The sequence below is a fragment of the Streptomyces sp. NPDC059994 genome, from assembly GCF_042737755.1.
Lineage (GTDB): Bacteria > Actinomycetota > Actinomycetes > Streptomycetales > Streptomycetaceae > Streptomyces.
In genome coordinates, this window is the sequence record NZ_JBHWUR010000057.1 from 1 (window position 1) to 23,950 (window position 23,950).

At 70.4% G+C, this 23,950-nt stretch carries 26 protein-coding genes and 4 pseudogenes; 13 read left to right on the forward strand and 17 right to left on the reverse strand.

All coding sequences use genetic code 11. The features are described from left to right. The first annotated feature begins 290 nt into the window (after positions 1 to 290). Both ACFWA7_RS25045 and ACFWA7_RS25050 read left to right on the forward strand, forming a co-directional pair. Positions 291 to 602 carry a hypothetical protein gene (locus ACFWA7_RS25045; protein ID WP_385541020.1) on the forward strand — a complete coding sequence of 104 codons (312 nt, stop codon included), beginning with the start codon at positions 291 to 293 and terminating at the stop codon, positions 600 to 602. 271 nt (positions 603 to 873) lie between these two features. Beyond that, positions 874 to 1,469: pseudogene (locus ACFWA7_RS25050) on the forward strand (DUF5949 family protein). On the opposite strand, the gene ACFWA7_RS25055 reads toward ACFWA7_RS25050, so the two are convergent. Then, entirely contained in the window at positions 1,466 to 1,801 is a 336-nt protein-coding gene (locus ACFWA7_RS25055) for a hypothetical protein (RefSeq protein ID WP_385541022.1), read from the reverse strand. The pseudogene ACFWA7_RS25050 and the gene ACFWA7_RS25055 overlap by 4 nt on opposite strands. A 419-nt stretch (positions 1,802 to 2,220) precedes the next feature. On the opposite strand from ACFWA7_RS25055, the gene ACFWA7_RS25060 reads away from it, so the two are divergent. Together ACFWA7_RS25060 and ACFWA7_RS25065 are read left to right on the forward strand one after the other, a co-directional pair. Next, the gene (locus ACFWA7_RS25060; RefSeq protein WP_385825299.1) at positions 2,221 to 2,847 is read left to right on the forward strand and encodes a tyrosinase family oxidase copper chaperone; all 627 of its coding nucleotides are present in this window, start codon (positions 2,221 to 2,223) and stop codon (positions 2,845 to 2,847) included. Positions 2,848 to 2,883: 36 nt separating this feature from the next. Then, a complete protein-coding gene (locus ACFWA7_RS25065; protein WP_385825301.1) occupies positions 2,884 to 3,774 on the forward strand; it encodes a tyrosinase family protein in 891 nt (296 codons plus the stop codon). A gap of 77 nt (positions 3,775 to 3,851) precedes the next feature. Here the strand turns inward: ACFWA7_RS25065 and ACFWA7_RS25070 are convergent, their stop codons facing one another. The 6 genes from ACFWA7_RS25070 to ACFWA7_RS25095 form a co-directional block, all read right to left on the reverse strand. Continuing rightward, positions 3,852 to 4,241: a chaplin gene (locus ACFWA7_RS25070; RefSeq protein ID WP_385825303.1), complete on the reverse strand. Its 390-nt coding sequence runs from the start codon at positions 4,239 to 4,241 to the stop codon at positions 3,852 to 3,854. A 36-nt stretch (positions 4,242 to 4,277) separates the two neighbouring features. After that, positions 4,278 to 5,507 carry a hypothetical protein gene (locus ACFWA7_RS25075; RefSeq protein WP_385825305.1) on the reverse strand — a complete coding sequence of 410 codons (1,230 nt, stop codon included), beginning with the start codon at positions 5,505 to 5,507 and terminating at the stop codon, positions 4,278 to 4,280. A 235-nt stretch (positions 5,508 to 5,742) separates the two neighbouring features. Next, positions 5,743 to 6,993, reverse strand: coding sequence for a cytochrome P450 (locus ACFWA7_RS25080; protein WP_385541028.1), 1,251 nt, complete (start codon positions 6,991 to 6,993; stop codon positions 5,743 to 5,745). A gap of 214 nt (positions 6,994 to 7,207) precedes the next feature. Beyond that, entirely contained in the window at positions 7,208 to 7,408 is a 201-nt protein-coding gene (locus ACFWA7_RS25085; RefSeq protein ID WP_385825307.1) for a hypothetical protein, read from the reverse strand. A gap of 156 nt (positions 7,409 to 7,564) precedes the next feature. Next, complete coding sequence (locus tag ACFWA7_RS25090; RefSeq protein ID WP_385541032.1) at positions 7,565 to 8,212, reverse strand: HAD-IA family hydrolase; 648 nt, start codon at positions 8,210 to 8,212, stop codon at positions 7,565 to 7,567. A 103-nt stretch (positions 8,213 to 8,315) separates the two neighbouring features. Continuing rightward, positions 8,316 to 9,230, reverse strand: coding sequence for a sigma-70 family RNA polymerase sigma factor (locus ACFWA7_RS25095; RefSeq protein ID WP_385825355.1), 915 nt, complete (start codon positions 9,228 to 9,230; stop codon positions 8,316 to 8,318). 142 nt (positions 9,231 to 9,372) lie between these two features. Between ACFWA7_RS25095 and ACFWA7_RS25100 the strand changes: the two genes are divergently transcribed. The 4 genes from ACFWA7_RS25100 (at position 9,373) to ACFWA7_RS25115 (ending at position 12,862) form a co-directional block, all read left to right on the forward strand. Further along, entirely contained in the window at positions 9,373 to 10,137 is a 765-nt protein-coding gene (locus tag ACFWA7_RS25100; protein ID WP_385825309.1) for an SDR family oxidoreductase, read from the forward strand. A gap of 73 nt (positions 10,138 to 10,210) precedes the next feature. Beyond that, entirely contained in the window at positions 10,211 to 10,555 is a 345-nt protein-coding gene (locus ACFWA7_RS25105; protein WP_385825311.1) for an XRE family transcriptional regulator, read from the forward strand. Continuing rightward, positions 10,552 to 12,291, forward strand: a complete 1,740-nt coding sequence (locus tag ACFWA7_RS25110) for a helix-turn-helix domain-containing protein (protein ID WP_385825313.1) — start codon at positions 10,552 to 10,554, stop codon at positions 12,289 to 12,291. Before ACFWA7_RS25105 ends, ACFWA7_RS25110 begins: the two co-directional genes overlap by 4 nt. A 1-nt stretch (position 12,292) precedes the next feature. Then, positions 12,293 to 12,862 carry a transcriptional regulator gene (locus ACFWA7_RS25115; protein WP_385541040.1) on the forward strand — a complete coding sequence of 190 codons (570 nt, stop codon included), beginning with the start codon at positions 12,293 to 12,295 and terminating at the stop codon, positions 12,860 to 12,862. Here the strand turns inward: ACFWA7_RS25115 and ACFWA7_RS25120 are convergent. After that, positions 12,795 to 13,358 carry a pyridoxamine 5'-phosphate oxidase family protein gene (locus ACFWA7_RS25120; RefSeq protein WP_385825316.1) on the reverse strand — a complete coding sequence of 188 codons (564 nt, stop codon included), beginning with the start codon at positions 13,356 to 13,358 and terminating at the stop codon, positions 12,795 to 12,797. The two genes, ACFWA7_RS25115 and ACFWA7_RS25120, sit on opposite strands and share 68 nt — an antisense overlap. A 130-nt stretch (positions 13,359 to 13,488) precedes the next feature. On the opposite strand from ACFWA7_RS25120, the gene ACFWA7_RS25125 reads away from it, so the two are divergent. Further along, positions 13,489 to 13,851, forward strand: a complete 363-nt coding sequence (locus ACFWA7_RS25125) for a glycosyltransferase family 4 protein (protein WP_385825318.1) — start codon at positions 13,489 to 13,491, stop codon at positions 13,849 to 13,851. A gap of 7 nt (positions 13,852 to 13,858) precedes the next feature. Here the strand turns inward: ACFWA7_RS25125 and ACFWA7_RS25130 are convergent, their stop codons facing one another. Beyond that, a complete protein-coding gene (locus ACFWA7_RS25130; RefSeq protein WP_385825320.1) occupies positions 13,859 to 14,884 on the reverse strand; it encodes a phosphotransferase in 1,026 nt (341 codons plus the stop codon). 155 nt (positions 14,885 to 15,039) lie between these two features. On the opposite strand from ACFWA7_RS25130, the pseudogene ACFWA7_RS25135 reads away from it, so the two are divergent. Next, positions 15,040 to 16,019, forward strand: a pseudogene (locus ACFWA7_RS25135) (IS5 family transposase). Positions 16,020 to 16,038: 19 nt separating this feature from the next. On the opposite strand, the gene ACFWA7_RS25140 reads toward ACFWA7_RS25135, so the two are convergent. The 3 genes from ACFWA7_RS25140 to ACFWA7_RS25150 all read right to left on the reverse strand — a co-directional run bounded on the left by ACFWA7_RS25140 (position 16,039) and on the right by ACFWA7_RS25150 (position 16,999). Next, on the reverse strand, positions 16,039 to 16,215 hold the full coding sequence (locus ACFWA7_RS25140) for a hypothetical protein (RefSeq protein WP_385541048.1): 177 nt from the start codon (positions 16,213 to 16,215) through the stop codon (positions 16,039 to 16,041). A 64-nt stretch (positions 16,216 to 16,279) separates the two neighbouring features. Beyond that, a complete protein-coding gene (locus tag ACFWA7_RS25145; protein WP_385825322.1) occupies positions 16,280 to 16,813 on the reverse strand; it encodes an MvdC/MvdD family ATP grasp protein in 534 nt (177 codons plus the stop codon). Positions 16,814 to 16,816: 3 nt separating this feature from the next. Next, the gene (locus ACFWA7_RS25150; protein WP_385825324.1) at positions 16,817 to 16,999 is read right to left on the reverse strand and encodes a putative ATP-grasp-modified RiPP; all 183 of its coding nucleotides are present in this window, start codon (positions 16,997 to 16,999) and stop codon (positions 16,817 to 16,819) included. Between the two features lie 398 nt (positions 17,000 to 17,397). Between ACFWA7_RS25150 and ACFWA7_RS25155 the strand changes: the two are divergent. After that, positions 17,398 to 17,583: pseudogene (locus ACFWA7_RS25155) on the forward strand (IS630 family transposase); the annotation flags it as partial. 39 nt (positions 17,584 to 17,622) lie between these two features. Here ACFWA7_RS25155 and ACFWA7_RS25160 read toward each other — a convergent pair. Further along, positions 17,623 to 18,375 carry an ASCH domain-containing protein gene (locus ACFWA7_RS25160; RefSeq protein WP_385825326.1) on the reverse strand — a complete coding sequence of 251 codons (753 nt, stop codon included), beginning with the start codon at positions 18,373 to 18,375 and terminating at the stop codon, positions 17,623 to 17,625. A gap of 64 nt (positions 18,376 to 18,439) precedes the next feature. Then, positions 18,440 to 18,562: pseudogene (locus tag ACFWA7_RS25165) on the reverse strand (glycosyltransferase family 2 protein); the annotation flags it as partial. Positions 18,563 to 18,604: 42 nt separating this feature from the next. On the opposite strand from ACFWA7_RS25165, the gene ACFWA7_RS25170 reads away from it, so the two are divergent. Together ACFWA7_RS25170 and ACFWA7_RS25175 are read left to right on the forward strand one after the other, a co-directional pair. Beyond that, positions 18,605 to 18,958, forward strand: a complete 354-nt coding sequence (locus tag ACFWA7_RS25170; protein ID WP_385825328.1) for a flavoprotein — start codon at positions 18,605 to 18,607, stop codon at positions 18,956 to 18,958. Positions 18,959 to 19,472: 514 nt separating this feature from the next. Further along, complete coding sequence (locus tag ACFWA7_RS25175; protein ID WP_385541058.1) at positions 19,473 to 20,243, forward strand: SDR family oxidoreductase; 771 nt, start codon at positions 19,473 to 19,475, stop codon at positions 20,241 to 20,243. Between the two features lie 101 nt (positions 20,244 to 20,344). On the opposite strand, the gene ACFWA7_RS25180 is transcribed toward ACFWA7_RS25175, so the two are convergent. From ACFWA7_RS25180 to ACFWA7_RS25190, 3 genes are all read right to left on the reverse strand, one after another. Further along, entirely contained in the window at positions 20,345 to 21,457 is a 1,113-nt protein-coding gene (locus tag ACFWA7_RS25180) for an alpha/beta hydrolase (protein WP_385825330.1), read from the reverse strand. A gap of 117 nt (positions 21,458 to 21,574) precedes the next feature. Then, complete coding sequence (locus ACFWA7_RS25185; protein WP_385825332.1) at positions 21,575 to 22,549, reverse strand: L-tyrosine/L-tryptophan isonitrile synthase family protein; 975 nt, start codon at positions 22,547 to 22,549, stop codon at positions 21,575 to 21,577. A gap of 121 nt (positions 22,550 to 22,670) precedes the next feature. Continuing rightward, positions 22,671 to 23,939, reverse strand: a complete 1,269-nt coding sequence (locus tag ACFWA7_RS25190) for a cytochrome P450 (RefSeq protein WP_385825334.1) — start codon at positions 23,937 to 23,939, stop codon at positions 22,671 to 22,673. Positions 23,940 to 23,950: the final 11 nt, after the last annotated feature.

Below are 23,950 nucleotides of genomic sequence, written 5' to 3' on the forward strand. Positions count from 1 at the left end.
CAACCACCCCTTACCCCCCCCCCCGGGGCGCGGGGCCGGCCCGGTGGGGCCCCGGCGCCTCGCGCTGTACGGCTGCCGGGATACAGCTGCCTGGATGCTGATAGGAAGATTCGTTTCGTACGAGTATCGGCGCGGCCCACTTCATACGAGTGGTCCGGCAACAATTTCCCGACTGCCGGGTTTCCCTCGGGCGGGGAGGTCGTTAGCCAAGAGGAAGCGCATGACACTTCGAATAGCGCATACAGCGAACCGTAGACCGCGACGAAATGTCGCCTCCGGAAGGAATGATGATGAAGCCGATGAAGGTTGCCGCGATCGTTGCCGGTTCCCTGGCAGTGGTGGGGGCCGCCGCGACCCCGGCGTTCGCGGCGAGTGGCTTCGGCGCCACCGGCATGCCCCCCACCAGCCTCAACGGCGGGCTGGAGGCGCTGGCGAGCCGGGCGCTCGCCGACCCCACGCCGACGATCGCCGAGACGCAGGCCCTCGACCCGAGCAAGAGCGACTCCCTGTTCCGCACGGTCGGGCAGGCCACGGGCGGTCTGAACAAGACCAATGGCATTGCCCCGGCGGGACGTCTCGGCGGCCTTCCGGTCGGCCACTGATAAATAGCGGAGAATTTCTTTACGGGGGTATGGGGATCGGGATTGCGGTGGTACCGGGCCGGGGGTCCGACGTGTTTCGGAAATCCCGGGACGGGAAATTCGCCAGGTCCCGGTGCCCGGGTGGCGGGTCCGGACCGGGGACAGCGTGACGGGGCAGGGGACGGGCGCGACAGGCGGCGCGTACGCCCGGGGCGGGGCGGGCCGGTAATCCGATTCACCCTAACGAGTGGCCTTTGGTCCTGGTTCTCCCCGATGTCACTAGAGTTCCGGTATGACCGCAGCTTCCAGTGACGTACGCCCTTCCAGGACCGCCCAGTTGGGCACCCTCGCCCTGCTCGCTTGGAGCGGCCCGCACCCCGGAGAGGACCGCGACGTGGCCTTCCTCATGGCGTACTCGCTGGGTACGGCGAAGGCGGCCCCGAGGGCGCCCAGGCGGCCGTCCGGGAGCTGCTCGACGAGATCGGCATGCCGGCCGGGACCGTCCACGACGCCGACCACGGGGCGACGACGCCGGTGACGCTCCTTCTGGAGGACGGCCAGGTGTCTCTGACGATGCCTCAGCTCAAGGTCCAGTGCGCCACGCCCCCGGAGTGGATGGCGGCCGCGCAGGCCGAGGATGCCGCGCACTTCATCTTCGCCACCCGCGCCTGGCCCGAGGCGGTTCCGGCAGGCCGGTCACCGAGGAGCTGCTGCGGGCGTTCGTGGGCGAGGAGGAGACGCTCACCAGCGCGGCCACTGCGTCCTCCCGGTCCGCCGCCTGCGCAAGTAGCCCCCGCCGAGCCTCAGGGCGTACGGAAACGGCGTGTGCCGCGGACTTCGTCGTCCGTGGCACACGCCGTTCTCATGTGCAGACCAGGTGGGAACTAGAGCACCCCGAACAGCAGGCCGGGAAGGCCTCCGCCGCGGTGGTCGTGGCGGTCCTCGTGGTTGTCACGACCGTCGTGGTTGTCACGGCCCTCGTGGTTGTCACGACCGTCGTGGCCGCAGCCACCATGGTTGTCGTGACGACCGTTGTTGTCGTAGCGGCCGTGTTCCCGGTGGTCCTTGTCCTTGTCCTTGCATTTCTCGCCGTACCCGCACGAAAGTGCCGCCGATGCCGGGGTACGGGCCGTCTGGGGCGCTGCCTGGGCGGCGCCGGCGACCGGAAGGATCGCCACGGCGGACAGGGCGGCGGCTACAGCTATCTGACGAAGCGTCATTCTCAATATCTCCTGATGTGGTGAACGCGGACATCAAGGACGCTAATCTGACAAATCCCACTTGTCGCGCTGAGCGAGAGCGCAACTACTGCATGCGAGTGGTGCGGGCTGTCGACCCGTCAGAAGCCGACCGCGCGAAGAGGCGAGAAGCGCAAGGATCGGGGGGCGCAAAGGGCGGGGGCAAACCAAGGCCCCGGAAGCGCGTAGGCCTCCGGGACCCCGGCAGGCGTTCATTCTCCTCTGCCCTACCCGCACCAACGACCGGCCGCTGGGAAGGTCACGGCCACCGCCGGCCCGACACCGAGTGATCAATCACGGCCGGAACGGTTTCGGGGCGGTCTCGTTGTCCCGAATGCCCCCTTGTGCATGATCAGCCCCGGGCTGTAAGTGATCAGCCCCGGGACAGAACGGAGACCCGTGTGATCACCGAAGACCCGTTGCCGCGGCGGCGCCCCGGCCTCAAGCGCCTTCGCCTGCCGCGCCCCGGCGCACTGTGGCCCGGCCGCCCCCGGTGGACGGCCCCCGCCTCCACCCGGCGCGGAGTGCTGCGTGGCCTGTTCACCCTGACGGTCGTCAGCTTCACCGGCGGCACCCTCGCCCGTATCAACGCCGCCCCCGCCCCCGGCGCCGAGGCCGACCCGGCCGAGCGCCGGCGCGACACCGGGGGCGAGGCGTCCGCCGTCCGCGCCGGCCTGCCCACCGCGTTCGACGAGAACTACCGGGGCCGCCGCATCCAGGGCCGCACGGTCCTCGCCGACATGCACGCGCAGGCGGCGGCAGCGGCGATGGGCCGGGTCCCCGACTGCCCGCCGGGCACCCTCGCGGCGATCCCGCGCCCGGGTCCGGGTGGCAACAGCGCGGCCGGCGCGGGGTTCGAGGCGCTCATCGACGGGCGCCATCTGCACCTGATGCGCCGCGCCGACGGCACGTACATCAGCTCGATGGACCACTACACCTCGTACGCGACGCCGCTGGAGGCCGTCCGCGCGGCGGTCGATGTGCTGGGCCCCGCGCGTCTGGCCGCCACCCCGGTCCACGGCATGTGACGCCCCGCACCCGACAGGCCAGGTGAGACAACCCGCATGGTGTACATCCGCAAGAACCAGAAGAACCTCACGAAGGCCGAGAAGCAGGCCTTCGTCAACGCCGTCCTGGAGCTCAAGCGCCGGGGCAAGTACGACCGGTTCGTCCGCACCCACATCGAGTACTTCGTCGGCGACGGGGACCAGGGGCTGCGCGTCGCCCACATGGCGCCCTCCTTCCTGCCCTGGCACCGCCGCTTCCTGCTCGACTTCGAACGCGAGCTGCGGGCGGTCAACCCCCGCGTCACCGTCCCGTACTGGGACTGGACCCGGGACACCTCGCCTTCGTCGTCGCTGTGGGCCGAGGACTTCATGGGCGGCAGCGGGCGCAGCGAGGACCTCCAGGTGATGACCGGGCCCTTCGCCTACCGGCACGGCCACTGGAAGATCGAGACCTCCGTGACCGAGGACCCCTTCCTCACCCGCGACCTCGGCAACGCCCTCGGCAACGCCCTCGGCCGCGGCAACCACCTCGACCTGCCGCCGCGCGACGACCTCGACCGCGCGCTCGCCGACTCCGTCTACGACGTCGTGCCCTGGAACTCCCTGAGCCCGACCGGCTTCCGCAACAAGATGGAGGGCTGGACGGACGGCGCGGGCACCGACAAGCTGCGCACCCACAACCGCGTCCACCGCTGGATCGGCGGCACCATGATCGGCGGCGGCGCCGTCAACGACCCGGTCTTCTGGCTCCACCACGCCTTCGTCGACCTCATCTGGTCCCGCTGGCAGACCCGCCACCCCAAGTCGGGCTACCGGCCCGACCGGCCACCCGGCTCCGACGACCCCCAGCACGGCCGCGTCGCCGCCCTAAAGGAGCGGATGCCCCCGTGGAACACCACCCCGGCGGAGCTCCTGGACCACCGCAAGATCTACAAGTACGCGGACTGACCGCTCGGCGCACTCACGTACGGCCCCCGGGAAGACCCGGGGGCCGTACGTGAGTGAACCGCCGTCGAGGGACGAGCTCAGTGCTCGTAGCCCCCGTGCTCGTAGCCCCCGTGCCCGTAGCCTCCGTGCTCGTAGCCTCCGTGGTGGCCGCTCTCGTTCTCGCAGTGGTTGCCGAACACCGGGTTCAGCAGGCCGACCACGTTGATGGTGTTGCCGCACACGTTGACCGGCACGTGGACCGGGACCTGGACCGGGACCTGGATGAGGTTGCCGGACAGCACACCCGGGGAGTGCGACGCTTCACCGCGCGCCCCAGCGTCGGCCGTGGCCATGCCGGTACCGCTCAGCGCCACCGCACCCGTTCCGGCGAGGACGGCGACGGTCTCGCGATACGAGACATCAAGTTCTCCCTGTTTGTTCCAACGCTTCAGGGCCCCCGACGGCCACCGCGAAGCCGCAGTTGCCATGGCTAAACGCGCCCGGCGTGCAGAAGTAACGGAGGTTTACTGCGTCTGCTGGTGACGGGCCACGCGCCGGCTCAGCGCCAGTACGCCTCCACCGGTGATCAGCAGCGTCCCGCCGACCGCGCCGAGGAAGAGCGGCAGGCTGTCGCTGCCGGTTTCCGCCAGCTGCGGTGGCGTGCTGCCCTGGTGCGGCGGCTCGTTGTCACCCGGAGGGGTGGTGTGGCCGGGCGGGGTGGTGTGGGTGGGAGTCCCCGGGTGGGTCGGCTCGCTGTCGGTGGGAGTGGGAGTGGGGTGGGGGTGCTTGGTCGGCGTGGGTGACGGCTTGGGGTGGGAGGGGTGCGGGCGGGGGGTGTCGCCGTCGTGCTCATGGCCGTAGTCGCCACCGGTGCCGTTGTCGTGCCCGTACTCGTGCCCGTAGCCGGGGCGGTCGTGGTCGCGGCTGTCGTGGTCGTCGCGGCCGTAAGGGTCGCGGCTGTCGTGGTCGTCGCGGCCGTAAGCGTCGTGGCTGTCGTGGTCGTCGCGGCCGTAAGCGTCGTGGCTGTCGTGGTCGTCGCGGCCGTAAGCGTCGTGGCTGTCGTGGTCGTCGCGGCCGTAAGCGTCGCGGCCGTCGTGGTCGTCGCGGCCGTAACCGTCGTGGTCGTCGCGCGGGCCTGATGCGGAGTCAGCGCCGCTGCCGGCCTGGGAGTCGGCTTGGGTGTCGGCCTGAGGGTCGGCTTGAGGAGCGGCCTGGGTGTCGGTTTGGGTGTCGGCCTGGGGGTCGGCTTGAGGAGCGGCTTGAGGAGCGGCCTGGGTGTCGGTTTGGGGGTCGGCCTGGGGATCGGCTTGAGGAGCGGCCTGGGTGTCGGCCTGGGGGTCGGCTTGAGGCTCGGCCTGGGGAGCGGCCTGGGGGTCGGCTTGAGGCTCGGCCTGGGGAGCGGCCTGGGGGTCGGCTTGAGGCTCGGCTTGGGGAGCGGCTTGACGATCGGCTTGAGGCTCGGCCTGGGGGTCGGCTGGAGGAGCGGCCTGGGGGTCGGCTTGACGATCGGCTTGGCGATCGGCCTGGGGAGCGGCTTGCGGAGCGGCTTGACGATCGGCCTGGGGAGCGGCTTGACGATCGGCCTGGGGATCGGCCTGGACGGCGAACGGTGCCGATGTCGTGCCCGGTGGCGTGGAGGAACGGTCCCCGACGGGATCGCCACTGGCCGCGGCCGCGCTGTACGCCGTACCCAGCGTGGTGACGAGGCCTGCCACCAGGGCGGCCCGTGCGACAGAACCAGAGATGTTGTGCATGCCGAACAAACCCTTCGACGGGAATGCGGGGAGAAAGACCAGATGGTCATAGGAATACTCCGAGCATCGCGGGAAGGGCCGTATCCGTGGGCGTGTCCGTACGGGAGGGTGTGCGCGGCAACCCGTCTAGCGCAAATCGGATGATCTGTTCGGGCCTACGGGCCTACGGGCCTACGGGCCTACGGGTCCACAGGTCCACGGGTCCAGGGGTTTATGGGCGCGGCCTCACCTGGTCTCACTTCGAGGCAAACGCACACCGCTGCGCGCGTACGCGGTTGTCGAAATTGGAATGCCCCAGCTCCGGCACGCCCACGGCGCGCAGGGCGAGCGGGCGGCTCAGCAGTTCGCGCAACAGGGCTTTGATCTCGACGCGGGCGAGATGGGCGCCCAGGCAGTAATGGGGCCCGCCGCCCCCGTACCCCAGATGGGGATTGGGCCGCCGGGTGATGTCGAAGACGTCCGGGCGGTCGAACACGGCCTCGTCGCGGTTGGCGGAGGCGTACAGCAGCATGACCCGGTCCCCGGGCACAAAGGCCTGCCCGCCCAGAGTGTGAGGACGGATCACATGCCGCCGGAATTGAATGATGGGTGTGGAGACGCGGACGATCTCGTCCACGGCGCCGTCGGCGTACCGCTCGAAGTCGGAGGTGAGCAGTTCGCGCTGCTCGGGGTGGTCGGTGAGCAGGGCGAGCGCGTGCGCGATGGCGTTACGGGTGGTCTCGACGCCGGCGACCATGAGCAGCGAGAAGAAGGAGCCCAGCTGGCGGGTGCTGAGGGCCTGCCCGTCGACGTCGGCGCTGACCAGGGCGGAGATGAGGTCCCCGGTGGGCCGCCGGCGCCGCTCGCGCCCGAGCGCGGCGACGGTGAGCTGCATCCGGCCCAGCGCGCGCAGCCCGCGCCCGGGCACCCGGATGCGGGCCCGCAGCGTACGGGCGACCCCGGCGTTCTCGGAGGCCCGGTCGACCTGGCGGGCGATCTCCACCCGGCCCGGCTCGGGCACGCCGAGCATGTCGCAGATGACCTCGAAGGCCATGCGCGAGGCCGCGGCGGAGACGAATTCGTCGGCCCCGGTGGCCACGAGGTCGTCGACGATACGGGCGGCGAGGTCCCGGATCCCGCTCTCGGCGTCGGCGAGGACGCGGGGGGTGAAGGCGCGCGAGACGACGCGCCGCAGCTGGGCGTGGCGCGGCCCGTCCAGGTTGACCATGGAGTCCCCGAACACCCCCCGCACCCAGCGCGGCGGCTCGGGCGCGGTGGCTCCCGGGGCGCTGGCGAACACCTCGGGCAGCCGGCTGGCCTCGACGACGTCGGCGTGCCGCACCAGCGCGTAGAACCCGCGCTCGGGCCGCCGCCGCCCGGATCCGGCCCGCTCGACGAAGTAGGCGGGCCGGTCCGACTGCCGCAGCAGGGCGAAGGCTTCGAGGCGGCGTTCGCGGGGCAGTGTCCAGAACCGTGGATCGGCGAGATCGAATTCGACACCGTCCATGCGATTCACGTGATCCGTACCGCCTGAACTACCCGCACCGCCTGAACTACCCGCACCGCCTGAACTACCCGTACTACTCGCACTACCCGTACCAACGGACAATGTTCCACCCGCCATTAAAGTCGCACAAATGGAAGTCCGCCCCCGGGCGATCCCCGAGGGCGGAAAGATGGGGCAAGGGGAGACGGTGCTCCCCCTGAAACTGCCCGCGAACTCAACTGACCTGGTTGTGCCTGGCCTTGGCGGCGTCAGTACCGGCCTTCACGGCATCCCCGACGGCCTTGACCCGCTTGTTCAGATTGGGCCCGGCAATCCCTTCGGCCACGGGCTTCGCCCGCTGCCCGGCGACGGAGGCCGTCTGCGCGGCGCTGCCGATGGTCCGGCCGAGGTCAAACGCCTGAGCAGAAGGTGCCATTGCAGCCACCAACGCCGACCCTGCCAAGGCAGTGCTGAGAACTCGACATACATTCATGCCCGTACAACGCAATAGGCACGAAGAAGGCACGCCCGCGCGATGGGCGCGCAAGGCCCTGCCTTTCACGTATCCGCCGGGCGTGTGGCGGTCTTGCGGTCAGCCGACGGTGATCTCCAGGCCGGTGGCCGTGACCCGTACGGATATGGCGGTCAGGTCCGCGACGGTCGCGTCCGCGTCGAGTTCATGGGCCTGGTGGGTCCTGGTGAGGGCGACCGTCTTCATACCGGCGGCCCGGCCCGAGGTCAGACCGGCGGGGGCGTCCTCGACGACCACGCAGCGGGCCGGGGCGACGCCCAGCCGTTCGGCGGCCAGCAGGAACGGTTCGGGGTGGGGCTTGTGGTGGGTGATGTCGTCGACGGTGACCAGGTGCGCGGGGTGGATGCCGACGTGGGCGAGACGCGCCTCGGCCACGCGCCGGGTGCCGGACGTCACCACGGCCCAGCGGTCCGGCGGGAGCGCGGCGAGGAGTTCGGGCGCGCCCGGGACGGCCACGACGCCACCCCCGACCGCGTCCGCGACCTCGGCGTCCTCCAGCCGGGCCACGGCCTCGGCGACCTGCGCGGCGGGCAGCAGCTCGGCCACGATCGCGGCGGCGGGCCGCCCGTGCACCTCGACCCGGGCGACGTCCTCAAGGGTCATGCCGTACGCCGCGGCCCACCCGGTCCACGCCCGCACCACCGAGCGCATGCTGGAGACGAGCGTCTCGTCGCTGTCGAAGAGGATGGCGTCGGCTGAAAAGTGCATGATCGGTGAGCGTAGTCGGTGGGTTGGCGCAGGTCGGCCCGGCCCGGGTTCGCCGGGCCGAGCCGGGCCGGGCCGAGCCGGGCCGACCTGTGGTGGTCCGCCGTCAGGCGTCCGCGACCGCGATCTCCAGTTCGCTCAGGCGGGCCGGTTCCGCGATGACGTCGATCTCGGTGATCGTGTCGTCGGCGAAGGTGAAGCGGAGTGCCACGCGCAGGCGGCCGTACGGGGCCATGGTGAGGCCGGCGGTTCCGTTGATCAGGGCCACGCCGGTGAAGCGGGCGCGGCCGATCGCGGCCATCGCGGCCTGGGCGACGGTGACCGCGCCGCCGAGGAAGATGGGCTCGGGGGAGGGGACGACCGCCTTGTCGGCGCGCAGGACCACGTCGGGGTGGAGGAGGGTGACCAGGGCTTCGAAGTTCCCCTCGCGCGTGGCGGCCAGGAAGGCCTCGGCGACCTGGCGGCGGCGGGACAGGTCGGGGTCGGGCGCGGTGGTGCCGCCCTTGACCCGGCGGCGGGCCCGGCTGGCCATCTGGCGGGCGGTGGCCGGGGTCCGCTCGATCATCGGGGCGATCTGGTCGAACGGTACGGCGAACATGTCGTGCAGTACGAACGCGAGCCGTTCCGCCGGGGAGAGCGTGTCGAGTACGACGAGCAGCGCGTGCCCGACCGAGTCGGCCATGACCGCTTCCTGCTCGGGGTCGGGCCGCCCCTCCTCCTGGTCGGGGCCCGTTTCGGCGTCGGGGGTCACCTCGTCCAGCGGGTCCTCGCCGCGGGTGCGGCGGGTGCGGAGCATGTTCAGGCACACCCGCGCCACGACCGTCGTCAGCCACCCGCCGAGGTTCTCGACGTCGCTGATGCCGGCGCGGCTCGCGCGCAGCCAGGCGTCCTGCAGGGCGTCCTCGGCCTCGCTGAGCGAGCCGAGCATCCGGTAGGCCACCGACCGCAGATGGGTCCTGTCCTCCTCGAAACGGTCGGTCAGTGTCTGTGTCTGCGCCGGTGTCTGCGTCTGCGTCTGCATCTGCGTCTGCGTCTGCGTCTGCGTTATGTGCTCGTCCATCGGCCCCATTCCTCCGGTCACATTCCTCACGCGCGGTGTGTCACCGAAGTAGAACATCGGGAACCTGCTCATCTTCTACGAAACGAGGTGAGGAGCAGCAGCGATGGCGTCAACGATCCTGGTCACCGGTGGCACGGGTACGCTCGGCGGCCACGTCGTCCCGCTCCTGCTGGGCGCGGGCCACCACGTACGCGTGCTCAGCCGCCACGGTCGCGAGGACGTCGGCGGGGTCGAGTACGTCGCCGCCGACCTGCTGCGGCCCGAGGGGCTCGGGATCGCGGTCGACGGTGCCGACGTCGTCCTGCACCTGGCGGGCGGCCCCAAGGGCGACGACGAGGCCACCCGCAACCTCGTACGGGCCTCCTCCGACGCCGGGGTGCGCCACCTCGTCTACATCTCCGTAATCGGCGCGGACCGCGTCCCGCTGGGCTGGTTCGGGACGAAGCTGGCGTCCGAGCAGGCGGTGAGGGCGTCCGGCATTCCGTGGTCGGGGCTGCGCGCGGCCCAGTTCTACGACCTGATCCTGCTGATGGCCCAGAAGATGGCCAAGCTGCCGGTCGTGCCCGTTCCGGCGGGCTTGTGCTTCCAGCCGGTCGACTCGCGCGACGTGGCGGACCGGCTGGTCGAGCTGGTCCTGGGCGAGCCGTCCGGGCAGGCGCCCGACCTGGCGGGGCCGAAGGTGTACGGGATGGGGGACCTGATCCGTACGTACCTCCAGGCCCGCGGCACGCGCCGCCTGTTGGTCCCGGTGCCGATGCCGGGCAAGGCGGGGCGCGCGTACCGGGCGGGCGAGAACCTCTCCTTGGACGGCACCGTCATGCTGGGCGAGCGCACTTGGGAGGACTTCCTCGCCGAACGACTGGGTTAGTCCCGGTTGGCCCCTATGCGACCTGCCGCCATTTCATGCGGAAATCGCATCGACCCTTGGTAGGGTGGGGCGTATGGGACTGGGGTTGGAGGAGTCGCTGCGCTTGACCGTGGCGGCGCTGATGCAGGCGACGAGTGAGTCGCAGCGGGAGCTGGCCGTGGTGCTGGGCCTGACGCAGACCCAGGTGTCGCGGCGTCAGGCGGGCACCACCGCGTGGAGCCTGCGCGACTGCGACGTGCTGGCCGCGCATTACGGGATCGGCCCCCTGGACCTGCTGGCCGGTCCGACCCGGGCGTGCGAGGCGCTGCTCGAAGTGAAGATGAAGATGAAGGTGAAGGTCAGCGCGAGCGGGAGCGGGAACGGGAGCGGAAGCGGAAGCGGAAGCGGGAACGGGAAGGACGGGGTGGCGGGGCGGTGAGCGACTTCGACGCGATCGACTCGCTGCTCGCCTCGGTCGGGCCCGAGGCCGCGCTCCCGGCGCCCGAGCAGCGTCTGCGGCTGCGCGAGGCCGCCCGCCTCTCGAAGGCGCAGGTCGCCCGCGCGCTCGGGGTGAGCCCGTCGACGGTCACCGGCTGGGAGACGGGCCGCGACCCGTCCGGCGAGCTGCGTACGCGGTACGCGTATCTGCTGGAGGGGTTGCGGGAGCGGCTGGAGGAGTTCGAGCCGGAGGCGGAGCCCGAAGCGGAGCCGGAACCGGAGCCGGAACCGGCGCCGGAGCCGGAGCCGGAGTTTGTACCTGAACCTGACTCTGTACCTGAACCTGAGTCCGCGGTGGTGGATGAGGTCGGGGACGACGTCGAGTTGCTCGGCGCGCCCGAGCCGTGCGTGCTGTGCGGACGTCCGGCCCGGCAGCGGGTGGCGGGGTTCGCGCAGCATCTGGATCCGGCGGAGTGCGAGGAGACGGGCCAGGCGGCTTCGGGCCAGGCGGCTTCGGTCCCGGCGGCTTCGGGCCCGGCGGCTTCGGTCCCAGAGGCCCCGGTCCCAGAGGCCCCGGTCCCAGAGGCCCCGGTCCCGGCGGCTCCGGCCCGTACGGCGTCATCGAGGGCCGCCAAGTCCGCCACTGCTCCGACCGAGTCATCGAGGCCCGCCAAGTCCGCCACCGCTCCGACCGAGTCCCCCAAACCCCCCACCCGCCGGGCCTTCCAGCCCCCCCGCCCCGAGCCCTCCGACCTCGTCACCCAGGCTGTGCGCGGGGCCCTCGCAGAGCATCACGGTGACATCGAGGCGGCCACCGCCGCGCTGGTCAAGCGGGCGATCCCGGATGCGATGCGGCTGCTGGACGAGTCGCGCAAGGGCGCGCGTTACGACATCATCGCCCACCCCTGGATCCCGGACGTGCTGCGCAAGCAGACGGCCAAGGGCGCCGACCAGATCTGGGAGGCGCGCCCCAAGTGGACGCGGCGCGAGCTGCCGCCGGGTGAGCACGAGGTGACGGCGCTCGATATCAACGGCGCGTACCTGTCGGCCCTGAAGACCCACCTCCCGCTCGGGCAGTTGGAGCACTCCACCGGGTTCGCGCACGACCGGCGCCGGGCGGGCGTACACCTGATCACGCCGCCCGCGTGGGAGCACGAGGATGTACTGCCGAACCCGATCGGCAACCGCGACGAGCCCGGCCCGCTGTGGGTGACCGAGCCGACCCTGCGCCTGCTGCAACGTTTGTCGGGACCGAAGTACGGGCTGTGCGAGCCGCCCGAGATCCACGAGTCGTTCACGTCCGGGGCGACGGAGAACCTCCTGGAGAAGTTCCGTATCGCACTGAAGGACGCCCGTGACGCGGCGATCGCGGACGGGGACGAGGTGACGCTGGAGTACGTGAAGGCGATGTACTCCAAGTTCGTCTCCACGATGGGGGAGTCGAACTACAACCGCGAGCTGTACCGTCCGGACTGGATGCACATCATCCGCTCCCAGGCGTTCGCCAACCTCTGGATGAAGGCGTACAAGGCACACGACGAGGGCCTGGCGGTCGTACGGGCGATGGGCACCGACGAGCTCCATGTGATCGGCGACTGGCGCGGGGTGTTCGCGGAGGGCCGGGGCGTGACGGAGGTCAAGGTCAAGGACACGTATACCGCTGGCGCTGTTGCCGAGGTTGCCGAGGTTGCCGAGGTTGCCGAGGTTTCTGAGGTTTCTGAGGGCGAGGAGGGCTGAAGTGCCGGAGCAGAGCCATGAGTTCGGCAAGTACGGGGCGCGCGGCATCAAGGGCAGCGAGGCCGTGTCCCGGGTCCTGGACGGGCTGGCGGGCGGCATCGCGACGCCGGTCACCGTCAAGCGAGGCCTGATGGCGCGGCTGCACTACCTGACGCGTACGCCGCACGCGTGGGCGGCGGCGCGGGAGGCGGGGCTCACGGTCACCGACCGTACGGTGAAGGCGTGGCTGGAGGGCAGGCGTAACCCGTCGCGGGCGAACCTGGACCGGATCGACGCGGCGTACTGGACGGTCCGCCGCCACAACGTGGCCCGCCATCTGCTGCGCCGCCTCAACTCGGCGGGCGGCACGCGGGTGGAGCTCCACCCCCTCAACCAGTCCCAGGTCCCGCGCCCGCGCCAGCGGGTGGTGGAGTACCGCGCCCTGAACGTACGCCGCTGGGACCGCATCGTCGAGGCGTGGGCGGCGGCGGACGAGGCGGCGCTGGATGGGGCGTGGACGGACGTCATCGAGGACCTGGGGTCGCAGTGGGGGCAGTACGAGTACGTGACGAATGTGGGGTTCGCGGCGTGATGGTGCGCGCTACTCGACGTCGATGTGCTCGTGGGCGATGGTGACGGTCTCTTGTCCATGCTGCGAGTGATGGCCGCGCGGGTCTCGTGCTCCGGCTTGGCCCGGGCTGTTCTTGCCGCCGGAACCGGCCGTCCTCCAAAGCAAGGGACACACGCGGCTCCTTGTGGATGTTTCTGACCTTGACGGAGCTGTGATCTGAACCGATCCACCACTGGGAGCTTTGGTGGACGAACCAGACGGGCGTGACGTGGGCGGAGCCGTCCGGACGTACGGTGCACAGCCAGACGTTCTTTTCCTCGGCCAGGCGTTGACAGACGGCTGGCCCTGGCTCATTGACAGGATCACTCACTCCACTGTCCGAGCAGTGGGCGTAAGGAAACGCTTCGGGCGGCGCTTCGGACCATCGGCCCAGGTCGCGTGGCCCCAAGCGCCTTTGGTGCGGCGCGGCACCTGCCTCCGGCGCATGGGCCAGAGCCTTCAACTCGGCCTGGATCACGACTGGTGCACCCGGCCCGCAAGATGTACAGGCCCCTGCGGCACGCCTGGACCGTCGCCGCCGATCTCCTGGATGCCACGCCCGACGCAGCCCGGTACGCGGAGCGGTTCTACCGACTGGAGGCCGCGTCGTGACCGCCGACGAATTCAGCCAGTACCCGAACGTCACCTACGTACCGCGCACCTACGACATGGGAAGCCTGTACGCGACGCACCACCTCCTTCTGGCGCCCTCGCTGGTCGAGGACGCCTTCCCCCGTGTGATCACCGAGGCCGGACTCCACGGGCTGGCCACCCTCGGCTCCGACCGGGGCGGCATCCCCGAAGCCGTCGACGGCGGCGGACTGGTGCTGCCCCACGATGACGCCGACGCCTGGGCCAAGGCCATCGAAACCTGCGACTGGGCGGCCCTGGGTGGCAGAGCCCGGGAAAGAGCCCTGCCAATGGTCCGCCCGTGCCTGCCCGAACCCGCCGCCACCGGCCTCCTGCTGTGAGGCTGTCCTACGCCGCCCGGAACGCCGTCTGCACCTCTGCCCGGTGACCGGTCCACCAGCGCAACAGCTCCTCATCGGCGAGGAACAGGTCGTCACAGCTGGTGTCGCCCCGGTCGTAGTGGAACTCCAACTGCCAGAAGTCGGTCATCCGCTTCCACCACAGCCGCTCGACACCGTCGGCCAGCTCGCCCTCCACCAGAGGGATGTACGACCGGTAGCCGGCGACGAAAGCAGCGACGCGGTCGAGGTCGAACCGGCCGTCCACCCCGAACTGCACCTGCGCCGTCCGTGCGACCTCCTCGGCATAAGGACGGACCGCGAGCCGGTCCCAGTCGAGGATGGCGGTCACCTCGTCACCGGAACGCAGGAGATTGCGGTACTGGAAATCGCCGTGCGTCCAGCCGTGGCGCCCAGCAGCCATCCGCACCGACGGCTGCTGGTCGGTGTGCGCGGCAAGCACCGCCTTGCGCTCCACCAACGCTTCAGCCGCGGCCCGGTCGAACGCATCACCGCCCTCGTCAGGGATCAACCCTAGGAGCCGGTCGGCCCGCTCCCTGGCCACATCGGCACCGGTGACCTTCACGATCCGGTCCTGCTCGGGCACCTCGGACGGCGCATGGCGCTCCAGGCTCTGATGGAGCCGTGCCAGCAGAGCACCGAGGTCACGGGCCTGGGCGAGCGTGAGGCCGGTTCCCTGGATGTGTGTGCCGTCCACCCACGGCAGCAGGCAGTAGCTGTGTCCGTCGATCTCCACCACGGTCGCACCGTCCGTCGTAGTGAGCGCGACGGGGACGGGCAGGCCGTCGGCGGCCAGGTGAGGCAGCACCCCGAGATTGCGGCGCACCTTGGCCACCGGCACGTCGGTGATCTGCCTGACGGCATAGCTTCTCTGACCTGTGTCGATGCGCCAGTTGCGATTCATCGACCCTTCGGCGAGAAACCGGTGTTCGAGAACCTCTCCGATACCGAAGGCAGCGGTCAAGGCCGGGAGGGCGTCGAGGAGGACCTTGTCGTGGAGCGTCACGTCCGTCACCGGTCGCACGCTACTCCACACAACTTCCGCAGGGAGGTCGTCGACCCCGGCGTCAGGAGAGGCGCCTGCATGGCCGCCCTAGGGCCTGTGTGATGTCGTGATCAGTTCCTGGGTTCTACCCTCTTCGTGGGGTGGAACCCGGTATGACTGTGGCCGTGACGCGCAGGCAACTCACCAATGCTCAGTGGAAGTTCATCGAGCCGTACCTGCCGATCGGTAGGTACGGCCCGTACCCGGAGCGGTTGCGGGAGCAGTTCGAGGGTGTGATCTGGCGGTTCCGGTCCAGTGGTCAGTGGCGGGAGATGCCTGCCGAGTTCGGTGCCTGGGCCACCGTCTACGGACGCTTTCGGGTCTGGCGGGACGCCGGTGTCTTCACCGCCCTGCTGGAAGGCCTGATCACCGAGGGTGCCCGCGCGGGAAAAACGGACTTGTCGCTGGTCAGCGTGGACTCCACAACGGTCCGTGCCCACCACGACGCCGCAGGAATGCGCGTCAGCAAGCACCTCATGGAGGCCTTGGAGGAAGCCGTGCAGGAGCAGGAAGCGGCCCGGCAAAAAGGGGCGGCCCGGAGGAACAGAACGGACACGCCGAGCGCCGGCGCATCCGACGCAGACGGAAGCTCCGCCTGAGGGAAGCCCTGCTCGGCCGGTCCCGGGGTGGCCTCACCAGCAAGATTCATCTCGCCGCGGACCGCAGGTGCCGTCCGCTCGCATTGGTCCTGACCGCCGGGCAGGCCGGGGACAGCCCGCAGTTCATCCCCGTGCTCGCGAGGGTGAGAGTCCGCCTGCCTGTCGGCCGTCCCCGCACGACGCCCGGCGCGGTTGCCGCGGATAAGGCCTACTCGTCCTGCGGCAACCGCTCCTACCTGCGCAGACGCGGTATCAAGGCAGTCATCCCGGAAAAGCGGGACCAGGCCGCCAACCGTAAGAAGAAGGGCGCACGGGGCGGCCGACCCGTGAGCCACGACACCGACCTCTACAAGGAGCGGAACACGGTCGAACGCCTGATCAACAAGCTGAAGGCCTGGCGAGGCATCGCCACCCGCTATGACAAGACCCCGGACAGCTACCTCGCCGGCCTTCACCTCCGCGCCGCAATGATCTGGGTCGACGACCTGCTGAAGACCGCCGAATGATCACGACATCACACAGGCCCTAGATGGGGGCCGGGACGGCGATGGGGGCGTGGATCAGGTCGTCCCAGTTGCCGCGGCGCCAGTCCAGCGCGCCGTCCGGGGCAGCGACCTGCTGGGCGAACACCTTCTCGCCGACCACGGTGACGCGCACGTCGCCGGTCTTGGGGATCTCGGCCTGGAACAGGTGCGCGGTCACGGAGAGGGTGTCGTCGAAGGTGCCGGGGTCGACGCGTTGGGCCCAGATCGCCCCGGTGTGACCGTCATCGCCCGGGGCAGGCCGCGGAACGCCTTGTAGATGATGGGGCCGTGCTCGGCGGCGAACTTGCGGGCCGCCTCGGCGCCGTTGGTGACCAGGGTCGGCGGAATCCGAAGCCCGAGTTCGGTGAAGCGTTGGAGCTGGGCAGGCTTGAAGTCGGCCGGGTGACCGCGGCGGGGTGGTTGACGTACGTCGCGCCGTGCAGGTTGTTCAGGATGCCGCCGAGCCCGTGCCTGGCCTCGGCGGCGGCGAAGTCCCGCTGCTGCGGGGGCAGATGCTGATACCGGGCGGCGTAGGGGGTGGGGCGGCGGTAGTAGACCGCCGCCACCTCCCCCAGCTCCACCTCCCGGCTCGCTGTGCGCAGCCGTCCGCCCCAGGTGGGGCTGTCCTGTCCGATGCGGGCCGCGAGAGTCAGGGCGGTTCCGATATCGGCGGGGTCGACGCGTACGGCGGGCACCTCACGCTCGTTCAGCGCGGCGATGACCTTGTCCGCGGTGAAGTCTTCCAGCGCGGTGACGACCAGGACGGTGGAGGCCATCGGTCAGTCCGACTCGTAGTCGGTGGTGTTGTCGTCCTGGGTGTGGGGCTGCGGGTTCTGACCGTCGCCGCCTCCGGACACCGACGCGGTGCCGGTCGTCTTCGACGTGCCGTGCTTGCCCATCTGAACCACCTGGCCGGCGGTGTCGGTGTAGCGGGCGGTCTGCGAGCCCGGGTCGAGCGTCACCGCCGCGTACGACGGCGGGCCGACCGGCAGCCGACCGGCAGCCGACCGGCAGCCGGTCGGTGACCAGCCGCATCGCCCACGGAGCCTCGGGTGCAAGCGTCGCCATGCGAAATCCCTTCCCCTGTACCGAAAGCGGTCAGCCGGACGGCTGCCGCCTGCACAGCATCGGTGCCCGACAGGTGCCCTGACCAGTACCGTAGGGGTCGCGAACCGTGGCGGAAATGCCACGCTCCGTATATGCGGGCGGGGAATGAGGCAGCGATGGCCAGCAGATCCGGCAACCCGCACCTGGAGCTGTGGATCGCGGCGACGGGCCTGTCCCACGGGGAGATCGCCCGCCGCATCGCGTGGCGGGCAAAGCCCGAGGTCACCGGCAGATCGCGCCGGACGCGACCCGTACCCTGGCGAACTCCAACCATCCCAACCACACCGTCCAGACCCGCGAGCTGCACGCCTATCCGCGCTGGCGCAACGCCAACGGCCGCCACCCCGATGTCCCGGCCGCCCAACGCAAGGAGCGCGCCCGCATCCGCAGCGAGAAAGGCATCCGCTGGGGAGGACGCCCCCTGCAAGGAGCGGCATGACCAAGGCTGATCGCCTCGTTCGCTCGATGGCGGATGCAGTCAACTCGTCAGACGGAAGTGAACGATGGTGGCGTCATCGGTCGACTTGATGTCGGGGTAGTGGAACCGCAGCCGGTCTTGCAGCTCGGCAAGATCGCGAAACCCGTCGGCGACAGCGTCCGCTTCGGTCAACTCGGCAACGCCCTTGGAAGTGATCTGAGTGACCACACCGGGCAGCACTACCTCGTCATCCAACTCGAACACCATGTTCACCGGGCCCGTCTCCACTGGGTCTCGGAACCGCACCGTGGTCGTCTTCCGCCCAGTGCGTACAGCATCGAGATAGGTGCGATGGAAATGCAGGGACTGCATCGCGGCCGAGCGCAGCGCGCTGTCGGACCCCGCGGACTGCTCCCCCCAGACGTAAGCATGAGGCAGAAGGTCGGTGATCGCGACATTGCGAATGCCGCCAGCTACCGGCACAAGGACGCGGATACCTGGGTGGTAGTCCAGCAGGACCTGCCGGTCCCGACCACACGGCGCAAGCACGCCGCGCCCCGTGTCACCGACGGCAACAATCGCCGCCAGGTCACGTGCTCCCGCAGCGCGCGCATGCCCGAGCGCCACCAACTCCGCGCAAGGTCCGCCCGTGAAGTGATAAAGGTTGATGCCACCGAACATCCGACCCTGTGCGTCTCGCACGGCTGCCCCGACGGTGTGCACCTCACCGTCACCGTTGGCCTCAACAACGCGCTGGGCGAACTCGACCAGCTCCAGATCTTCTTCCGTCGGCAGATGCATCGTGCTGTCCATCCAACAGACACTACTCATACACGCCCCAAGCCATGCAACCCGGTGAACCGTCCCGGTCACAGCACTAGATGACCGGTGGACGGCCGAGCCGGGTCATCCGCCACACCGTCGACCACCGCATGGGCCGCCGCACGCCGCACGGCTGCCGCACACCTTCGGCGAACCCGCCGGCCCACGCCCGCAGGCCCCCGAACGATCGGAAGCCCTCGAAGCACTCACCGGACACCCCGTGCGCCACCAGTACAAGCTGCCCTCGCAGGACGACGTGCTGCCGCCGCCGGACGCGCTCCTCGTCGCGCCGCTGACCTCCAACACCCTCGCCAAGTGGGCCACTGCTGTCAGCGACACCCTCGCGCTCGGGCTCATCACCGAGGGCATCGGTCTCGGCTTGCCGATCGTCGCGCTGCCGCACTGGAACAGCGCCCAAGGTGCGCATCCCGCGATCGCGCGACACATCGACGTACTGCGCGATGCGGGTGTGACCGTGCTGCTCGGGGAGGGGGGCTTCCTCCCGCACCGACCCCGGCACGGCGACCTCGACGCGTACCCGTGGCAGGCCGCGATCGAGGCTCTGCCAGCGTAAGAGTTCCCCGCAGCAGACAACGCGCCCTCTCCTTGCGCGACGAAAGCGCCCCTCCGCCCGCAAGCAGAGGGGCGTCGCCTGTGCGGGCGACGGCGCACTCCCTGTACGAGGCGGGCCGCTCAAACAGGCGTGGCGCACGGGATGGTGGAGGGCCGGTGTCCGCGACCGCAGAGCGTCACAGAGCAGGGTCGGGGGAGTGGAGCGAGGCTTCAGCCGGGTCTCCCGCAGTGAAGTCCCGGTAGCCGGCCTGGTGTTCGCACCTCGAACCCGCCCGCTGGAGGCGCTTCCGGTTATCACGCCGTGATAGCCGAGCAGCGAAGCGGAGCCGTTGGCGGTTGGCCCGCCTTGGGCCGCAGCAGCTCGCCCACGTCCGCCCGGACCACGTCCCGGAAAAATTTCTCGTGATCGTGTCACGTTCCCCCGCCCCCGCGTTTCACAGAAGCGGAGCCACCGAGAAGCGCGGCTCTCCTCGCCGGAGCGGCGGGGCACGAAGGCGAGTTCTGGAGCAAGAGTCATGGCGAAGCCCATCCTGGTCACCGGCGGCACCGGCACCCTCGGCAACCACGTCGTTCCCCTCCTGCGGGAGGCCGGGCGTACCGTACGCGTGCTCAGCCGGAATCCCCGTCCGAGCGGCGGCGACGACGGTGTTGAGTACGTGGGGTGCGACCTGCTCAAGGGTGAGGGGATCGATGCCGCCGTGGACGGGGCCGAGACCGTCCTCCACCTTGCCGGCGGGCCCAAGGGGGACGACCGGGCCACCCGCAACCTCGTCGCGGCCGCTTCCCGCGCCGGGGTCAAGCACATCGTCTACATCTCCGTCATCGGCGCCGACACCGTCCCCCTCGGCTACTTCCAGGCCAAGCTCGGCGCCGAGCGGGCCATCGAGGAGTCCGGGATCGCGTGGACGACGCTGCGGGCGGCCCAGTTCCACGACCTGGTGCTCACCATGGCGGAGAAGATGGCCAAGATGCCGGTGGTTCCGGTACCGGGCGGCATTCGTTTTCAGCCGGTCGACTCTCGGGAAGTGGCCGCGCGGCTGGTGGAGTTGGTGCTGGGCGAGCCCGCCGGGCTGGTGGCCGATCTCGCCGGGCCGAAGGTGTACGGGATGGGGGACCTCAACCGTACGTACCTCCAGGCGCGCGGCAAGCACCGGCTGATGATGCCCGTGCGGGTGCCGGGCAAGGCGGGCCGTGCCTACCGGGCGGGCGACAACCTCTCCCTCACGAAGGGCGCCGTCGTGGGGACGCGGACCTGGGAGGACTTCCTGGCGGAGAAGGTCGCGTAATCCACCGGCGGATCAGCAGCCGCGCTGGCGTCCGGCTTCGGCGCGCTAACGCAGGCCCCAGGCCCCAGGCCCCAGGCCCCAGGCCCTGAACCCTCAACCCCTCACCCCGCCCGCAGCCGTCCGCCCAGCCACCCCAGCGCCGGCGGAATCTCCCGCCGCCACGTGTTGAAGTTGTGGCCGCCCGTGTCCAGGGTGATCGACGAGACGTGCGCGGGGCTGCGCACCTTCGCGATGAACTGCTGCGTCGCCCGGTAGTTGGTCTCGCCGTGCTTCGACGTCGTGACCAGGAACGACGAGTTGCCCTGCGGCAGGTGGTCCAGGCTCCACAGCAGGTTGGCGCGCTTCTGCTCGTACTTGTCGCCGTGGAAGAGGTCGCCGGAGTCGCGGTCCACCTCCGCGTTGTAGTCGGCGGACAGGCCCACCCCGGCGGCGTACGCCTCGGGGTGCTGGAGGGCGAGCTTCAGGGCGCAGTAGCCGCCGGTGGAGTCGCCGACGAAGCCCCAGTTACGGGAGGCGGTGCCCACCCGGAGGGTACCCGAGATCGCCTTCGGCAGGTCCTTGGCGAAGAACGTCTCCGTCTGCGGGCCGCCGGGGATGTCGACGCACTGGGTGTTGCGCGGCGGCGCCACCGTCGGCCGCATCATCACCAGGATCATCGGCTGCATCTTCTTCAGCTTGACCTGCATCCACGCCGTCTTGGGGTAGCGCAGCCCCTTGAGCAGGTTCTCGGCGGTGCCGGGGAAGCCGGTGAGCACGACGGCGGCGGGGAACTTCTTGTGCGCGTACTCCTTCTGGAAGTACTCCGGCGGCAGATACACGTACGCCGGGCTGACGATCCGCGACCGCTCACCCTGCACCGAGATCTTCTGCACCTCGCCGCTGAGGTGGGGCGTCCCGGACCCCGGAACGGGGACCTCCTCCTTGCCCACGAGCTTCACACCCGGGTTGCCGATGGCCTGCGTGCCAAGCACCCCCACACCGGTCTGCGCTCCGAACAGGTCCGCCCACGACCCGTAGAAGAGGAACGTCCTGTTCGCCGCCAGTCCCACCGACGAGAACAGCAGCACCTGGATCGCCAGAACCAGACCCACCCGGCCCACGACCGGCACCCAGCCCCGCCGCGCCAGGAACGGCCACAGCCAGATCGTCGCGGCGAACAGCAGCACCGTGCAGATCACGGCCAGCAGCAGAACGGTGGTACTTGTCAGGCCCATGAACCGTGAAGACTCTCTGCCGAGGTGTCCGGGTATCCGGATGTCCAGTGTCAGGGAGCTAGACACGGATCCGGGGCAATCCGTTCCCAGGGCGGGTCGCCCGGCCGGGCCGGCCTCTCAGCCCGTGACCGCGACCAGGGACGCGTCGCTCGCGTCGCTCTGCTCGAAGTGGCTCGGCCGGCCGTCCCGGTGGACCAGGTGGCCGAGCCGGGCCGCCGCCGTGCTCGGCATCAGGGTCCACGTGCCGTCCGCGCGCCGCAGCGCCGCCGAGTGCCACGGGGTCGTCCAGGCGTCGGGCGCGTCCAGGAGGCGGATGCCGAACTTGGGGGCCCCGACCGGCTGCGGGTGGATGGACAGGCGTACGGCCCGGGCGTGGTGGTCGGCGATCAGGTCGCCCCAGGCGCGGCTGCGCTGGATGACGCCGTACGCCCGTATACGGCACTCCCGTTGCAGCGCGGACCGCGTTCCGGTGAAACCGGCCGTGTCCTCCACCAGGAAGCGGGTGATGCCCCGGTACAGGGCGAGGCTCTGCTCGTCCGTACGGACCTCGGCGCGCAGGGCCTCCACGCTCGGGGCGTAGCGGTCGTGGACGTGGGTGCGTTTGGCGGTGTGCGACAAATCGCCGAGTACGTCGCGCAGGTCGAAGACGGAGAGCCGGTCCAGGCCCGACGCGGCGATCAGCGTACGCAGTTCGTCGGCGTACGCGTCGATGTGGTCGTCGGGGACGTGGACGAGGTCCCCGAAGACATGGCCGTCGGAGCAGATGACGATACGGGCGCCCGGTGGGTATATCCGGCCGATGTCTCTGCACAGGGAGTCGAGGAAGCGGAGTGAGAGGCGTTCGCCCTGGTCGGGGAGGTGACCGAGGGCCTTGGCCGGGTTGGGGGACTTGCAGGGGAAGCCGGGGAGGGTGAAGACGATGGGGGCGTTGGCCCGTACGTAGGCAGATATTTGGCGTAGTTGGTGGGGGAAGGCCTTCGCGTCGGTAGGGGTTTCGGGGTGGTCCGTCGTGCGGTGGTGTGGCAGCAGGAGATTCAGGATCGCGGCGCTCAGGCTCGTGGAGACGGGGTCCGGCGCGGTCGTCAGCGGCATGGGGTTTCTCCAAGAGGGTGGTTGCACGGGCACGTGGACATGGCGCCTCGGCCTCGTGCCGGGCGCCGTGGTACGGGTGAGGTGGATCCCCCGGCGACTCCGGGGGATCAGATGTCAGCTGTCAGACGCGGCCGTCGTACGCCACCGGCAACCGCGCCGTCCCCCGCCCCAGCACCGCCTGGATCCAATCCAGGTCCTCGTCCGCGACGGCGAGCCGCAATCCCGGCAGCCGCGTCAGCACCGTGCCCAGGGCGATCTGGAGTTCGGCCCGGGCCAGCGCGGCACCGGGGCAGAAGTGGATGCCGTGGCCGAACGCGAGGTGGGGGTTGGGGGAGCGGTCCAGGACGAGCGCGTCGGGGTCCTCGAAGCGGCGCGGGTCGCGGTTGGCGGCGCACAGGGAGACGATCACCGAGTCCCCGGCGGGTACGACCGTGCCGTGCAGATCGCTGTCCTCGGCGAGGAAGCGCCAGGTGGTGAGCTCGAAGGCGCTGTCGTAGCGCAGGAGTTCCTCGACCGCGCGGGGCAGCAGTGCCGGGTCGTCGCGCAGCCGGGCCAGCTGGTCCGGGTGGCGCAACAGGGCGATCAGCGCGGTGGTGATCTGGTTGGTGACCGGCTCCTGGCCCGCGACGAGGAGCTGGAAGATCATGGAGTCGAGCTCCTCGCGGGTCAGTTCGCCCTCGTCGCGGGCCACCACCAGGCGGCTGAGCAGGTCGTCGTCCGTGTGCTCGCGCTTGTGGGCGACGACCTCGGCTATGTAGCTCTGGAGGCCGTGCAGCCGCGCCTCGTACATCGGCCGCCCCGGGTCGGTGGGGCCGACCGGCTGGACGACCTTGCCCCAGTCGCGGTCGAATCGGGCGGCCAGCGGCGCCGGGAGGCCGATGGTCTCCGCGAGGACCTGGAAGGGGAAGTGGGCGGCGAAGCCCGCGACGAGGTCGGCGGGGCCCGCCTGGGGCAGGGCGTCGACGAGGGCGTCGGCCAGCTCCTGGAAGCGGGGCCGCAGCGCGTCGACGCGGCGCGGGGTGAACGCGTCCGTCACGAAGCGCCGCATCCGGGTGTGGCGGGGCGGGTCCTGGTGGAGGAGGTGGACCTGGAGCTGGGAGTGCTGCGGCTCGGGCATGATCGAGGCGCGGGCCCGCCAGCGGTCGTTGCCCCGGTCGTGGTGCTTGCCCAGGCGCTCGTCGTTGAGGGCGGAGTGGGCGGCCTCGTACCCGGTGACGAGCCAGGCGTTCACCCCGCTGGGGAACAGGACCCGGTGGATCGGGCCCTCCTCGCGCATCTGCTCGTACAGAGGGTACGGGTTGCTCTTGTACGGGCAGCCCATGAGCGGGACGACGGGCTCGGCGACATCCCCACCGGCCTCAGCGACCGGCAGCGGTTCCTGGATGGTCATGAAAGGCGCTC